Genomic DNA, 13,529 nt, shown 5'->3' with positions numbered 1-13,529 from the left:
CACTCAATAAACATCTGTGGGTATCGCAGAATAGGAAAGCGAATAGAAGTCGCTCTTTTGATCCGGCTGTGCGCCCAGGCTTACGAGTGAAGATTCGGAAAGCTCGAAACTATTTAGAGCCTGCACCGCATCCGTGTCGTATCCACAAACAACCAACGCCCAATCCGCAACCTCGTCTGCCGTACCACGAATCTTTTGCTCCGTTGTCTGGGCGATCAAAGGCGTCTCGTGTATCAGTAGATGCGCACCTGTAATTCCAGGACGAACAGATAGCTCTTCGATGAGTGCCTTCAGAGATTGTCGGAGCTCGGCCTCACGTTCGCGCTTCGGGGAGAAACGGATAGTCAATGCGTTGCGCGCCACACCACCGCCGCGCGATTCAAGAACATGCGATTGACTGCGCACCATATTTCTGTGATGCGGCATCAACTTGATCGACCAGGGAGTGGGTGCATTCAAGCGTTCAAGGTATGAGGGCGACGACAAGACGCCGAAGCTCTCCAATTCGTACATCACGAATATACCCTCCCCACCGTTCACACAGGACCACCTCGAACTACGGTGGAATCCAGGGATGCCAAGCCGCTCGGGGAAATGCTCATGGGAATGCCAATGCTCGAAGTCTTCTCGCATATCTGGAGCCATGTTCCACCACATGGCGAGGGCCGCGTTTCCAAAAAGAGACATCGTCGACGACCTCAGTTCATGCCGCGTACGCGTGCTGTCGAGCCGAGCAATCCGGTCGCCTCGAACCCTGCCACCAAGGAGCTGCGCAGTGTGTTTATATTGTACATTCAGAGTCGTCCTCATAGTCATTAACCCAGAACGCTCTGGGCCGGTGAGATCGGACAATACACAAAACTTGAATAACTTTCAAAATTATTATAATATTCAAACTTTGAATTAGAGGAGTTTTTATGAGCGGAGCACTGGAAAAATCACTGGATATCCTCGAGTACCTCACCGACTATCCGGACGGAGTCGCCCTGGCTCAGATCTCAACTGATTTGAACCAGCTGCGCAGTGGCTGTCACAGGGCGCTGCACGAATTGATTCGTTACGGCTATGTGCGCCAAATGCCGCAACGCGGCGACTATGCGCTCACCACAAAAATGGCATCGATGGGTCTCAGCTTTTTGAGCAAGTCGGGCGTTCTGGACATTGCCCAACCGGTAATCGATCGACTGGCTCAAACGACCGCTGAACTTGTTCGGCTGGGCATCGTCGATGAGGATCGGTTGACGCTGGTGGCAAAGGCGCAGGGCGCGAAATCCGGCCTCCTGTATGACCCGGACATGGGCATAGATTTGAAGTTGTCCTGCAGTGCGGCAGGCCAGGCCTGGCTCATGACGCTACCCGAGGATGTAGCCATCGAGTACGTGACACGACAGGGGATTGGCAAGCCAAAAGACTTCGGACCAAACGCACCGACATCCATCAAGGCCTTGCTGAAGGTGCTGGATGAGCATCGCGGACGTGGATACAGCATTATCCTGGACGCCTATGCCCTGGGCATGAGCTCCATGGCTGCACCCATCAAGCGTGCTAACGAGCCTGCGACAGGCGTCGTCGTGATCGCAGGCCCCTCCTCCCGCCTAACGTTGGAACGAATGCAAGAGTTTGGACCAGCACTTTTAGCGGCCGCGGACGAACTGGCAGTGGCAGGAAACTCTTCAGCACTCTTGAAATCTGCAAATGTGGGCACTTGGGGCAACGTGGTCATTAAACGCGACACTAAGAGGTAATGTTGTCCCGATAGAGCAAACAGTGGCTGATGTTCATAGTGAGAAAGCCCAGATGCGGTCCCAAGAGTCTTTCCTGAGTGCATCTGGGTTTCATCGTCATGCCCGTATCACGATAACTCTCCAAACACCTTAGGAGAGGGTCGACACGACCGGATAGACGTCAGATCGATCCAGCCGGCGTAACGGCAGGAAAGTCTTTCTCGGGATCGAACACGTTATTGAAAAAGTTCGTCAGGGAGTACATGGCCACCAACGCGATAATTTCCATGACATTCGCATCTGTGTAGCCTGCGTCGCGGACGGCTTTCAGATCAGCATCACTGACCTTGCCGCGAGTCTCGATGACTTTGTGCGCGAACTGAAGGGCAGCGTTGCGCTTGGGGTCGGTAGCCTGGCCCTTGCGAGCGAGAATGACTTCATCGGCCGGCAGTTTGGCCATATGCTCGGCCGTAAAGCTGTGAACGGTCAGGCAATAGTTGCAGCCATTCGCTTCGGAAACGGCGAGACCGATGCTGTCACGCGTCTTTACATCGAGCGCTTTACTCATGGAGCCGAGCAGGGTCGCCCATGCGTTGAACGCGATTGGGCTCTGCGCGAAGGTAGCCATCATATTGGGAGTGAACCCGGTGTTCTTGGTGAACGCATCGAGAGTCGGTTTCGAATCAGCCGGCACTTGTTCCGGCGTTAGAACTGCACTTCTAGACATCGTAGTCTCCGTAACTTACTGGTTTAACTGACAATTAAATGAGATCCAACACTTCATCCAACGGACGGCGTGGTTTTTGCGCCCAGTTTCCCGAACGCTCCGCGCCGATGGACAACAACATGACCGGCACTTCGTTTTCAGCCAGTCCAAACTCACGGACAACCCCTTCGGCATCGAAACCGATCATTGGGGTCGAACCCAAGCCTAGCGAGCGGGCGGCATAAATGATCGCCGACGCACCGAAGGTAGCCGTGCGTACTGCCTCATCGCGCTGACGCTGCGGGTGCTCCAGATACAAGTCGCGTGCAGGGAGTTCCCAATCCGACACCATCGCCGCAGGCATGACGCCCGCTTCGACCAACGGCGCAAGACGCTCCGGGATTACACTGGAATCGGCCAATTGACTGCAGATGATGAAAGTGACGGCAGCTTCAGTGATCGCCGGCTGACTCCAGGCAATCGGACTCAACCGTGCTTTGGCTTCTGGCGTGCGCACAGCAATAAAGCGCCAGTTCTGTAAGTGAAAAGATGTTGGCGCGCTGGCGCCGATTCGCACCAACTCGCGGATTTGGTCGTCGCTCAAAATAGCAGTAGGGTCGTAATATTTCGCGGCGCTGCGGCTGAGGATATTTTTGATAACGGCGTTAGACATGCTGATTCCTATATGTGAAAAGTTTGGGTGCGCTATACGTTTATGAGCTATCAGGCGAAATTTGGGCGATTGATGCCCTAGTCGCCCGGCAAAGTGGCCTACTTAGAAACTGACAATTGATGTTGGTAGCGTTAGTGCCGATGACCGAACAGAGCGAATCGATAGTTATCGATATCGCACCTAACTGGATGTCTAGGTAACCAGAGCACCTGAAGTCGGATTGAGATAGCAGTACGTAGAGTTCACGCTTGTGACACAGCTATGAACAATTTTCCTTGCCAGCATCCAGGTATCAGTCGTTATGCCGCAGGAGAACTCTATGGCGGGAATAGCAATTCGGCTCATGGTGTGACTCCTTCATCAGGTGGTTAGGAGTCCCCACTTTAGGCTGATGCGGTGTTCATTTCGAGACTGTATTAGCTCAATAAAATGCTCAAAAGGATCAACAGAAGAGCAATTGACCTTCATGGTCGAAGCGCAGCAGGACACAACTCATTTCGTTGAAATCGAAATACATATTATGCGGGTATAGCCGTGCATGTCGCTCGTTAAGAAGACGCTGCACCTCACCAATGGGGCTAGTGGCTTTGCAGTCTACATACCGAAACGGAGCGTATTACTCGACACCACGGGCTTGGCGGCGCCACTGTCCCACAGTCATCCCCATCGTTTCCGCGAATACACGCCGGAAAGCCGCTACAGATCGATAGCCGACCGCCTCAGCCACAGCCTCGGAAGTCAACGATGGCTTCTTCAGTTCGTTAGCGGCCAAGCTCATCCGGATATCGGTGAGCAACTCGATAGCGGAGCGTCCCAGCTTGTCCAGAAAATGTCGCATGAAGGTGGCCCGTGACATGCTGCACAAATCGGCTAGATCAGGCACGGTCCAGGCACGTGCCGGATCGGCAAACAAGGCTGAAATAGCAGGAGCCCATCGGGGATGACCAGCCAGTGCCAACAACCCTATTGGAGCTCGCTCGGATTCACTAGCCGTACGTAATACCAGTGTGAACAGCGCCGAAGAAAGCGCATTGAGCATGGCGTTTCCGCCCGGTTTATCTCCTCTGGATTCCACACGCATCAGCCCAAGAAGGCCGGCTAGGTGAATCGAGGCGGACCCGATGTCTTCATCATCAGGATCGCAAATAGCGCGCACCACCAAATTTTTGGGAAGGTAATTGTGAATCAACCGATCATGAGGTGGCTCGATGAAAAATCTTCCACACAACATATCCAAGTGCTCGTCACCGCCATCATTCTCACTGAGCGTCCACCCCCCAAGACCTTGATGATTGCAGGTGGGTTTAGGCTCATTTCCGCTGCCATCGTGCAACATGTGCGCCGACCCATGCGGCAACAGCACGATATCACCAGGTCCCAGATCCCTTGTCGTCCCAGTCTCTGGATCCTCTATAACGGCCCGCCCTTTGAGCACGATGTGGTAAGGAATTTCATGAGCCGCGGACTGAACCCTGTCTACACGCCACGGTGCCCCGTAGGCGCAACGGAACTCCAACTGGCCTGTGATGGTGATCATTTTCAGAAGATGGCTGAGCCAGTCGATTTGGGACATAGGAACTCGATACTGAAAGCGTTCTAGCATCTTATCGCGGTTGCACACTACTGCACTGGTCCGCTTCGCCAGAAGCAAGGAAGAAAAGAAGAAAAGAAGAAAAGGCCCGACTGTTGCGCGTCGTAAACAGGTGGGAAACGTTGCCACGGTTTCCAACGCAAAATATCAGACCAAGGCCATCGGCTTGTTCGGCGACCAAGCAGCTCAAGGTGCCCGTCCAGAAACAATCGACCAATGAAGCGGCATATCACCTCGTTGATCAACTGATCCCATAGGCAACAGGAAACTCCTTTTCCAGGCTTTGTACCAAACCCCAAAGGCTTGCAGCCAATCAAACACCGGTCGAGCATCAGATGGCTAAAAAGACGTTGTTCGAGACGATCTGCACCAAATACTGCACGTTTGGAGCACATTGATTTCCACTTAAAGGTAACAATCTCCACACCCCCAACGTACTAACCCCGTTGGATTTAAAACGACATACGGACAGTCAGAAACAAGCAACCTCTGGGCTGACGTCATGCCAAACCCGTTACCAACTATTTGGAATTCAATCTCATGAAAACTCTGACTGCTGCAAATTACACAGTGGACGGCAATACTCAGAAACGTTCATTGGGCGTCACCACAATGAACCTAGGGGTTTTTGGTGTTTATGTCGCTCTTGCCGTGATTTACTTCTGGTTCGGGGGTATGAAATTTACCCATTATGAAGCGCAAGGTTTGGTTCCATTGGTTGGCAATAGCCCATTGCTCGGCTGGGTATATAAGATTTTCAGTGTCGACACCTTTTCCGGTTTGCTGGGTATTCTTGAGGTGTCCATCGGAGCACTGATACTGGGTCGTTTCGTTTCTCCGAAACTTTCTATCCTCGGAGGTGCTCTATCTGCCGGTTTGTTTGTCACGACTGTAAGCTTTATGCTTTCAACTCCAGGCGTGTTCGAACCCGGACTTGGTTTTCCAGCCATCACTATTGCTCCAGGTCAATTTCTGCTCAAGGACATTGGTTTGTTAGCCGCCTCGATTTTCGTGGCCGGGCACTCGTTAGTTGAACTTGAATCCCGCTCTAATTGATTGATGATCACCTCAATGGCCTGAGTGCGAACCGTACTCAGGCCAGTGTTTGTGCACGTTCATAGGCCGTTGTTACCTCTCAGAAAAAATCTTTAACCATACCCCTCATAGACCGTTAGCACTTTTAATCCATTCACGGGGACTGACCCCCGTTTTTCTGCGAAATGCTCGTGCCAGAGCCGACGGACTGTCATAACCTACCTCTTCAGCAATCAAATTGATGGCTCGGCCTTCTCGCAATAGCCTCTGAGCCAGACTGACCCGCCAGCTCAATAAATACTCTGCAGGCGTTTGTCCTATGACAGTTCGAAAATGCGCCGCATAGGCCGAACGTGACATGTTAGATTCATCCGCCATCTCGGCAATTGACCAAGGATGATTGGGTGCGTCGTGGACGCGCAGCAAGGAGTGTGCAAGTCGAGGGTCTGCCAATCCTGCCATCAAACCTGTATGCAATTGATTCTGATCCAGCAGATGGCGGAACAACAATATAATCAGCAACTCGAACAGCCGATTGATTACAGCCTCCTTACCACACCGGCCCTCAGCCGCCTCTGCGAACATCCACGTCAGTGTGGTAGCCAGCAATGGTAATTCATCCAAAGGCAAAACAAGCATGTCCGGTAGCGAAGCTGAAAATGGGTTGTCGATGCCACCTTCAAACTCCATGGAAGCGCAGAGAAGCTGAGCGTCGTCAAACTCATGGGCAAACAAGCGGTGTCGACACGGCCGCGGCAGGAATATCAAGCTGGGCTTGGTCAGTACCGTATCGCGCTTGTCAATACCTTGCATCGTTACCGTACCCGCCTGCAACAGATGGATATGACCACGCTGATCAAGGTCACCGTAGGTTTGAACTCCACAAAGCTTGTCGTTGTAAAAAAGGTTCGCGCGAACGCCAAATCGAGACAGCAATGTAGACAGACGATCCATAATCAATCCTCAACCGATGAAATCTTGCTGCCCATTGTCGGTCGAGTATTTAAAAAACACCATTGAAGTATCGATGGCAGCCTTGTCCTTCCATTTGGTGCCAATGATGAACCCTACCGTAAGAGCTTGACCGTAAGAATGCCTTAAGCGGTGTAGCCGATTGAGGGTGTACGTGATCAGAGTTCGGCGATGTGTAGGATGGGCTTGAGTGTGATGCCCTTTGTGCTGCCCTCGGCGGCTTGGTTGATCTGTTCGAATGGGTAGAATTTGACCAATCGGTCGAATGGAAACCGCCTTTGTTGAAACAGCTCGACAAGTTGAGGAATGAATACCTGGGGTACACTGTCACCCTCCACGATGCCTCGGATGCTGCGTCCACCCAATATCAGACTGTTAATATCGAAGCTCGCCTTCGTCTCAAGCATTGGCGCTCCGACGATACCCAATGTACCCAGCCCACCAAGCGCCTCGATACTGGCTTCAAGGACTTCCGGCGTCCAGTGGATTCGAGTGGGAAATCGGCACCGCCGCTTGTTATTTCTCGCGCAGACTCGATGATCTCAACCTCTCGGCTGTTTAGGGTATGGGTAGCACCTAATTCGATGGCAAGCTTCACCCGAGAAGGCACTACATCGACCGCAATGATAGTCATGGCACCGGCAATGCGCGCAGCGATCACGGCACTCAATCCCACTGCTCCATCGCCATAGGCGACGAAACTGCTATCAGAACGAACCTTCAGTGAATTGATAACAGCGCCTGCACCTGTTTGGATGCCGCAGCCCAAGGGGCCTAGCAACGCCAGCGGTGCTTCAGACGGTACTTTGATTACATTTCTCTGGCGGGCTAGTGCGTAGGTTGAGAACGAAGACTGGGTGAAAAAATGGTCATGCCGCGGCTCGCCATTCTCGCTATGCAAAGCAATGTCTCCGTCCGGCCCCGCACCGCCAAAGTTATGCTCGTAGAAACTCTTGCAATACGTTTCATGACCACTTACGCAAGGCGCGCAATGGCCACAGGCACCCTAGGTCAATACCACATGATCCCCAACCTTCAGGTTCTTGACGTTTGGCCCTAGCGGTTCGACCACGCCTGAGCCCTCATGGCCGAGCACTGCCGGTAACGGCACCAGATATGTTAATCACGCACGATCAGGTCCGTGTGGCACATGCCCACGGCGACTACCTTCACCAATACTTCGTCTTCGAGGTGCACGAATGTAGGGCGTTTCAATGGAAAAAAGGTTGGCCGGGAGTTCGGACCACCACGACGGTGACCGCGCGTCGATCTGCACTTTATGCATAATGACTTCCTCTTCAGATGGGATAAGCAGGTGCTTCGCTCTTGATAGTGAGCCACTGCCAGTGAGTAAACGCCTCCCAGTTGGCAGGGCCTCCAATACTTGTCCCGTTACCGGAAGCGCCGACCCCACCGAACGGATTGACGACTTCGTCGTTGACGGTCTGATCATTGATATGTAACAAGCCAGTATGCAAGCGCTCGCCAAGCTTGAGCTCCCGCCCGAGGTTACTCGAGATGACTGCCATCGACAGACCGTATTCGGTGTCGTTGGCTAGCGTGATTGCGTCTTCGCCAGTGGCGAAAGGGGTCACCACTGCCACTGGCCCGAAGATTTCTTCGCAGAACGCAGGGTTGTCCGAAGTCACGTTGCTAAGCACTGTGGGTGACAGGAACAGCCCCTCATAGTGACCACCAGCCTGCACGGTTGCACCCGCTTGACGAGCTGCTTCGATAATACGTAGCGCATTGTCGCGTTGGTGTTCATTGATCAACGAACCTATCTGCACATCCGTACGAACCGGGTCGCCAACGCGCAGACTACGCGCCTTGGTTGTCAGCTTATCGATGAACTGCTCGTAGATGCCGCGCTGTACCAGCACGCGGCCCGTGGCCATGCAGTTTTGGCCATGATGCAGATAGACATCCTAGGCTCTGTACGAAAAGTCTGAACAGGTAAAATAGCCGTCATGATTGGCTGGGGACCTGCATGGCAAAACGTTACGAACTCCCCGATGCAGCCTGGGATCTGGTTGCCGATATATTCACGCAAACCCGCCGTACTGGGCGCCCATGAGCCGATGATCGCTTAATGCTTAACGGCATCCTCTGGGTACTCTGCTCTGGCGCGGCCTGGCGAGACATACCCGAACGATTCGGCCCTTGGTCAACGGTGTATCAACGTTTTCGCGACTGGCGCGATTGTGGCGCTTTCGATCAGATGCTCAAGCCTCTTCATATTCGGTTGAATGAGCAGGGCTTGATTGATCTGGACACCTGGATGATCGACTCCAAGGCCGTTCGCGCAACCCGAGCCTCATCAGGCGCCGGGAAAAAAGGGGGCCTGATGAACCACAAGATCACGCGCTCGGACGCAGCCGGGGCGCCCTGACAACCAAAATCCACATGCTATGCGACGCCAATGGTGTGCCGCTGCGCTTCCTGTTGTCAGGCGGGCAAGCCAGCGATATTGCCTATGCTCAACCATTACTGGATAAGGCTTGTATCCCAAGCTTACGTGGCCGTCCCCGCAAACGCTGCCGATGGCTATTGGCCGACAAGGGATACGATGCTCAAGCCCTGCGCCGGTACTGTGATCGTTATCGAATGCAAACGGTAATCCCCTTGCGCAGTATGAAGCGCAAACCCAAACCGGGCTTGCCCAGGCTGTTCGATCGGCCCAAGTACCGACAGCGCAATACCATCGAGCGCATGTTCGGGTGGCTGAAGGAGAACCGCCGCATCGTTACGCGCTTCGACAAGCTCACGACAAGTTTTACTGCGATGATCTCATTGGCCTGTTCCATGCGATGCGTAAGGCAATACTTTTCGTACAGAGCCTAGGCCGCGTTGATGACAGTAAGATCCAAGTCGGCATCGTAGAGCACGATCAACTAATTTTTGCCACCCAACTCCAACGATACCTTCTTCAGATTACGTCCGGCAGCTTCCCCCTCTTTGCTACAGGCCGCAGTGGAACCCGTGAACTGGATCATCCCGATATTGGGATCACAGGTCATGGCTGCACCAGTAGCGCCATCGCCAGGAAGAACTTGCAGCACGCCGGCCAGCAGGCCAGCCAATTCAAACAGGCGTGCGATCACGAAACCGCCGCATACTGCGGTACGCGGATCTGGCTTGAGTATCACGGCGTTGCCTAGTGCAAGCGCCGGAGCAACCGCACGCATGGCAAGGTAACGCGGAAAGCGGAAAGGTGAAAGGTGAAGGGTGAGATTCCCCATATCACACCCAGGGGGCGCCGGCGAGCCAAGCTCAATTGACCAGACTGCGAAGGAAGTATTTCTCCCGTGCTTCGGGACGGAGGGGAAGCCGCCTCGTGCAACGACTTGGTCAACAATTACGGCACTCCCGACCCCGATGGATGGGGCCTACCGGTGAACTCCGATGCCCGCAAAACCCTGATCAAAGCGTTGAACGGGAAAAAGACGTTTCGCTACCTCTATGACTTCGGCGATGGCTGGAATCACCAAATCAAAGTTGAAAATAAATTACCCGCTGTGGCATGCCCTCAGGTGCAGAATTGCATCGAGGGCGCCAATGCTTGCCCGCCGAAAGACATCGGCGGCAGGCAAGGTTATGCCGATTTCCTTGAAGTGATGGCTGACCCCAACCACCCAGAGCATGAACACATGATGGAGTGGCATGGCGGTACTTTCGATCCAACGCATTTTGAATGGGAGCGCGTCAATCAATAGTTGAAGGAGATTAAGGTCTGAGTTTCAAGGCGGTGAAGCTTGGACGGTTACGCATCTCGGGTAAAATTCCCATATTAATATTGTCGACCGAATGCATACTTAAATAACTACAAGCCAGGGTATTCGGGCACCGGGGTGCTCATTCCTGTCCGCAATCTATCTTTATCGCCGAGCAAGGCAACTCTGAGGCGCGGTACAACAAAATCAAAAAAACTACGAGTTTTAACGGGTAGTGGTATCTGACCGGCGTGAACTAAATTAACTGGTATCGGCGTGGGTTCGAATTCACGAAGAACTAATCGTAATCTTTGTTGTTCGACTACATGGGCAATTTGATATGATAAAATATGAGTTAGTCCTACGCTCGCAATAGCGGCATCAATAGCGGCCTCAGCAGTGTTTACTGAAAGACGAGGTTTTACCGTGATGGTTAATAAATCCGTCGGCATTGCAGCAGAGGTGAAGCTCCACATGGGACCAGAGGGTAATCCTTCGAAACTGACACATGTATGCTCCATGAGGTCATTAGGATGTGTTGGCTTGCCGTGACTGGCCAGGTATTCCGGGCTCGCGCAAACTACTCGGCAAACAGTACCAACTTGGGTGGCCACCATGCTACTATCTGGTAATTTTCCTACTCGTAAAGCCGCATCGATATGATCATCTACAAGGTGCATTGATTTGTCAGATAATATCAATCGGATATTAATTTTAGGAAATGAGGCCAAAAAATCATTAATGATTGGCAAGAGATGAAGACGCCCAAAGACGACTGGAGCAGTAACGACCAACTCACCTCTAGGGGTCGTGTATTCGCCAGATACAGAGCGTTCTGCTTCAGTCACTTGATCGATTATCTGCTTACAAGACTGGAGGTAGGTCAATCCAGCTTCAGTCAGCGTCAAGCTACGCGTAGAACGCACCAATAGCCGAACCCCTAGATGCTCCTCTAAAGCCGCGAGTTTTCGGCTGACTGTTGGCAGCGGAACCGAGAGCTTGCGACTTGCAGCAGAGAAGCTCCCAGCTTCCACGGTAGCTACCAAGATGGCCATCGCTTCAAGACGATCCATTTTGTTAATCCTCTCAGAAAGGAACACATTTTGGCATTGATCAATAACCTACCAGTCACTTTTACGCAGGTAAAGGTGCCGTTTCAGTTGTGCAAATTACTGTGTGATCATGTATTTTGAGCAAGAAATTATGTGTTTTTGCAGGCCATTTTTCATTTTTAACTACACAGTCAATTTTTAGCGTGACTAATATTTCCTGGGCGCTATGGTGCGTCGTGCATGTCACGGTCGTCAATTGCCTTCGACTCTCATTTTTTGAAAGGGTTCTTCTTGAAATTCCCGGCTTATCACCGGCTTTTTGACTCGCTAGACTAAGCGAATCACAACATAGTCCTCACAGGTGGAAAAATATGTCACGCGTTGAAATCCCGAGCCGGGAAAACACCCCGCCAGAGACCCACGCAACGCTGGATGCAATCGGGAAGCGCCTTGGTTTTTTTCCGAACCTGTACCGGCTCACAGCGATTAGCCCCAAAACCCTTGCGGCGTTGGTGGGAATGCAAACTCCGTTAATGAAAGTACTGGACCTGAAAACACGTGAGCGAATTGCGCTTATTGTATCAGAGGTTAACGGATGCGCTTACTGTGTGGCTGCTCATACCTTTGTTGGGCTGAACCTGGCAAAAGACAGTCCAGAAGAAATCGAGCTTGCACGAAAAGGGCAGTCGACCAATCCGAAGATTCAGACCATCATTCAATTCGCTGCAAAAGTTGCGGAAATGCGTGGGCACGTAAGTGAGGACGAAATTGCTTGCGTACGGGAAGCGGGGTATTCCGACGCGGAGATTATAGAAGTCATAGGTCTAGTAGTACAGTTCAGTTTCACCAATTACATAAATAACGTGTTCGATACTGATATTGATTTTCCGACGAACACATTAGTCTAGGCACTTGAACAATCATATAAGGCGGTCGCTACGATAGAGTCATACCTCATTTTCGATAAGCTACTGCTAAACATCCTGCCGAGGTGCAGCCATGACCCGCACTATAATTCCGACACGAGACAGCGCAAGGGATGAGGTGCGTCCTGCGTTTGATGCCGTTTACAAAAAATTGGGTTTTGTACCGAACGTGCTGCGTTTGACATCACTTTCACCCAGCGCGCTCACGGCCTTAGACAAAATGCAGAAGTCGTTGGACGACAGCTTCGATGCAAGGCTTCGCGCCCACGTGGCGCTCGCAGTGTCTGAAGTAAATACATGCCTGTATTGCCTGGCGACACATACCTATATAGGTATGAATTTCGGAAGAATGTACCCGAGTGACCTGTTACGTGCCCGACGGGGTATGGCGAGCGACCGGAAAATGGCTGCAGCGGGGCAGTTTGTCAAACAAGTTGTCACTACTCGCGGGCACGTCGCTGAAGCGGAGCTCACACGCATTCGCGAAGCGGGTTTCACCAATGAGGAAATATTGTCCATCATCGGTTTAAGTGTTCAATATATGTTTACCAACTACATCAACAATGTCTTTGACACAAAAATTGACTTTCCCACGGTAGAAGTGTTGAATCCGAGCTGACATACATCAGAATTAGTCCAATCCAATCATTAGCGCGTTGCTAGCCAACGCCGCGCTCTCATCGAGCTGGCTCGGTAAACTTTGTCGCCTGGTTCATCCTGAATCCCTGTTGTTCATGGCGGTCGTTCGTGGACGCTGTTCGCCTTTCGAGGGGCCTAACTTCATCTCCGACCAGTGCACCGTGCTTCACCCAAAAAAACAGCGATATCTAACACGCCGATGATCGAAGCCAGCATCCAATGCCGCCGGGTAAAGTTCTAAATTCTCGAAATCTGAAAGGGTGGTTCCCGATATCGGGGGATTATCAAACCAGGGTTGAAAACATAAGCTTCCTCTCACGCCAACAACGGCTAAATGAAAGAGGATCTACAGATGGCACGTATTACTATTCCAACTCGCGACCAAGCTCCCACCAACACCCACTCCACCCTCGATGCAATTGGTAGCCAAGTTGGTTTTATTCCAAATATGTTTCGTATGCTCGCTTCCAGCCCAGATACTTTCGCAGGTATCATTGG

At 52.1% G+C, this 13,529-nt stretch carries 14 protein-coding genes and 3 pseudogenes; 6 read left to right on the top strand and 11 right to left on the bottom strand.

The features are described 5' to 3' along the window. Positions 1 to 3: 3 nt before the first annotated feature. On the bottom strand, positions 4 to 516 hold the full coding sequence (locus tag HX812_RS30095; protein ID WP_152514758.1) for a hypothetical protein: 513 nt from the start codon (positions 514 to 516) through the stop codon (positions 4 to 6). Positions 517 to 917: 401 nt separating this feature from the next. Between HX812_RS30095 and HX812_RS30090 the strand changes: the two genes are divergently transcribed. Next, positions 918 to 1,745 carry an IclR family transcriptional regulator gene (locus HX812_RS30090; RefSeq protein ID WP_038850257.1) on the top strand — a complete coding sequence of 276 codons (828 nt, stop codon included), beginning with the start codon at positions 918 to 920 and terminating at the stop codon, positions 1,743 to 1,745. Between the two features lie 160 nt (positions 1,746 to 1,905). Here the strand turns inward: HX812_RS30090 and HX812_RS30085 are convergent, their stop codons facing one another. The 3 genes from HX812_RS30085 to HX812_RS30075 all read right to left on the bottom strand — a co-directional run bounded on the left by HX812_RS30085 (position 1,906) and on the right by HX812_RS30075 (position 4,676). Then, positions 1,906 to 2,451: a carboxymuconolactone decarboxylase family protein gene (locus HX812_RS30085; protein WP_038850258.1), complete on the bottom strand. Its 546-nt coding sequence runs from the start codon at positions 2,449 to 2,451 to the stop codon at positions 1,906 to 1,908. 34 nt (positions 2,452 to 2,485) lie between these two features. Then, a complete protein-coding gene (locus HX812_RS30080) occupies positions 2,486 to 3,103 on the bottom strand; it encodes a nitroreductase family protein (protein WP_038850259.1) in 618 nt (205 codons plus the stop codon). 616 nt (positions 3,104 to 3,719) lie between these two features. Further along, positions 3,720 to 4,676, bottom strand: a complete 957-nt coding sequence (locus HX812_RS30075; protein ID WP_038850260.1) for a cupin domain-containing protein — start codon at positions 4,674 to 4,676, stop codon at positions 3,720 to 3,722. Positions 4,677 to 5,234: 558 nt separating this feature from the next. On the opposite strand from HX812_RS30075, the gene HX812_RS30070 reads away from it, so the two are divergent. Continuing rightward, on the top strand, positions 5,235 to 5,750 hold the full coding sequence (locus tag HX812_RS30070; protein ID WP_038850261.1) for a YkgB family protein: 516 nt from the start codon (positions 5,235 to 5,237) through the stop codon (positions 5,748 to 5,750). Positions 5,751 to 5,855: 105 nt separating this feature from the next. Here HX812_RS30070 and HX812_RS30065 read toward each other — a convergent pair whose 3' ends face one another. The 5 genes from HX812_RS30065 to HX812_RS30055 all read right to left on the bottom strand — a co-directional run bounded on the left by HX812_RS30065 (position 5,856) and on the right by HX812_RS30055 (position 8,620). Further along, positions 5,856 to 6,683, bottom strand: coding sequence for an AraC family transcriptional regulator (locus tag HX812_RS30065; protein ID WP_038850262.1), 828 nt, complete (start codon positions 6,681 to 6,683; stop codon positions 5,856 to 5,858). A 176-nt stretch (positions 6,684 to 6,859) separates the two neighbouring features. Beyond that, positions 6,860 to 7,108: a hypothetical protein gene (locus HX812_RS32285; RefSeq protein WP_305729226.1), complete on the bottom strand. Its 249-nt coding sequence runs from the start codon at positions 7,106 to 7,108 to the stop codon at positions 6,860 to 6,862. Continuing rightward, positions 7,069 to 7,335, bottom strand: coding sequence for a zinc-binding dehydrogenase (locus HX812_RS32280; RefSeq protein WP_305729225.1), 267 nt, complete (start codon positions 7,333 to 7,335; stop codon positions 7,069 to 7,071). The genes HX812_RS32285 and HX812_RS32280 overlap by 40 nt, the downstream gene beginning before the upstream one ends. A 372-nt stretch (positions 7,336 to 7,707) precedes the next feature. Beyond that, positions 7,708 to 7,773, bottom strand: coding sequence for a hypothetical protein (locus tag HX812_RS32550; protein WP_370589172.1), 66 nt, complete (start codon positions 7,771 to 7,773; stop codon positions 7,708 to 7,710). A 226-nt stretch (positions 7,774 to 7,999) separates the two neighbouring features. Then, positions 8,000 to 8,620, bottom strand: a complete 621-nt coding sequence (locus tag HX812_RS30055) for an aldehyde dehydrogenase family protein (protein WP_200864556.1) — start codon at positions 8,618 to 8,620, stop codon at positions 8,000 to 8,002. A 71-nt stretch (positions 8,621 to 8,691) separates the two neighbouring features. Here HX812_RS30055 and HX812_RS30050 point away from each other — a divergent pair. Next, positions 8,692 to 9,545, top strand: a pseudogene (locus HX812_RS30050) (IS5 family transposase). Between the two features lie 53 nt (positions 9,546 to 9,598). Here the strand turns inward: HX812_RS30050 and HX812_RS30045 are convergent. After that, positions 9,599 to 10,050 (bottom strand): annotated as a pseudogene (locus HX812_RS30045) (aldehyde dehydrogenase family protein); the annotation flags it as partial. Positions 10,051 to 10,060: 10 nt separating this feature from the next. Here HX812_RS30045 and HX812_RS30040 point away from each other — a divergent pair. Continuing rightward, positions 10,061 to 10,417 (top strand): annotated as a pseudogene (locus tag HX812_RS30040) (plasmid pRiA4b ORF-3 family protein); the annotation flags it as partial. A 107-nt stretch (positions 10,418 to 10,524) separates the two neighbouring features. Here HX812_RS30040 and HX812_RS30035 read toward each other — a convergent pair. Next, positions 10,525 to 11,487 carry a LysR family transcriptional regulator gene (locus HX812_RS30035; RefSeq protein ID WP_080642444.1) on the bottom strand — a complete coding sequence of 321 codons (963 nt, stop codon included), beginning with the start codon at positions 11,485 to 11,487 and terminating at the stop codon, positions 10,525 to 10,527. Positions 11,488 to 11,837: 350 nt separating this feature from the next. Here HX812_RS30035 and HX812_RS30030 point away from each other — a divergent pair, with 350 nt between their 5' ends. Together HX812_RS30030 and HX812_RS30025 are read left to right on the top strand one after the other, a co-directional pair. Continuing rightward, on the top strand, positions 11,838 to 12,374 hold the full coding sequence (locus HX812_RS30030; RefSeq protein WP_038850264.1) for a carboxymuconolactone decarboxylase family protein: 537 nt from the start codon (positions 11,838 to 11,840) through the stop codon (positions 12,372 to 12,374). Positions 12,375 to 12,465: 91 nt separating this feature from the next. Then, entirely contained in the window at positions 12,466 to 13,011 is a 546-nt protein-coding gene (locus tag HX812_RS30025; protein WP_038850265.1) for a carboxymuconolactone decarboxylase family protein, read from the top strand. Positions 13,012 to 13,529: the final 518 nt, after the last annotated feature.

The organism is Pseudomonas sp. IPO3749, from assembly GCF_013386605.1.
Lineage (GTDB): Bacteria > Pseudomonadota > Gammaproteobacteria > Pseudomonadales > Pseudomonadaceae > Aquipseudomonas > Aquipseudomonas azotoformans_A.
This window is presented reverse-complemented; position numbering and strand designations above follow the sequence as displayed.

Bases quoted from the DNA above. Each gene is read 5' to 3' on its own strand.
- HX812_RS30065 (WP_038850262.1), bottom strand. From the start codon at position 6,683: ATGGATCGTCTGTCTACATTGCTGTCTCGATTTGGCGTTCGCGCGAAC.
- HX812_RS30085 (WP_038850258.1), bottom strand. From the start codon at position 2,451: ATGTCTAGAAGTGCAGTTCTAACGCCGGAACAAGTGCCGGCTGATTCG.
- HX812_RS30070 (WP_038850261.1), top strand. From the start codon at position 5,235: ATGAAAACTCTGACTGCTGCAAATTACACAGTGGACGGCAATACTCAG.
- HX812_RS30090 (WP_038850257.1), top strand. From the start codon at position 918: ATGAGCGGAGCACTGGAAAAATCACTGGATATCCTCGAGTACCTCACC.
- HX812_RS32280 (WP_305729225.1), bottom strand. From the start codon at position 7,335: ATGACTATCATTGCGGTCGATGTAGTGCCTTCTCGGGTGAAGCTTGCC.
- HX812_RS30035 (WP_080642444.1), bottom strand. From the start codon at position 11,487: ATGGATCGTCTTGAAGCGATGGCCATCTTGGTAGCTACCGTGGAAGCT.
- HX812_RS30075 (WP_038850260.1), bottom strand. From the start codon at position 4,676: ATGTCCCAAATCGACTGGCTCAGCCATCTTCTGAAAATGATCACCATC.
- HX812_RS30080 (WP_038850259.1), bottom strand. From the start codon at position 3,103: ATGTCTAACGCCGTTATCAAAAATATCCTCAGCCGCAGCGCCGCGAAA.
- HX812_RS32285 (WP_305729226.1), bottom strand. From the start codon at position 7,108: ATGCTTGAGACGAAGGCGAGCTTCGATATTAACAGTCTGATATTGGGT.
- HX812_RS30025 (WP_038850265.1), top strand. From the start codon at position 12,466: ATGACCCGCACTATAATTCCGACACGAGACAGCGCAAGGGATGAGGTG.
- HX812_RS30030 (WP_038850264.1), top strand. From the start codon at position 11,838: ATGTCACGCGTTGAAATCCCGAGCCGGGAAAACACCCCGCCAGAGACC.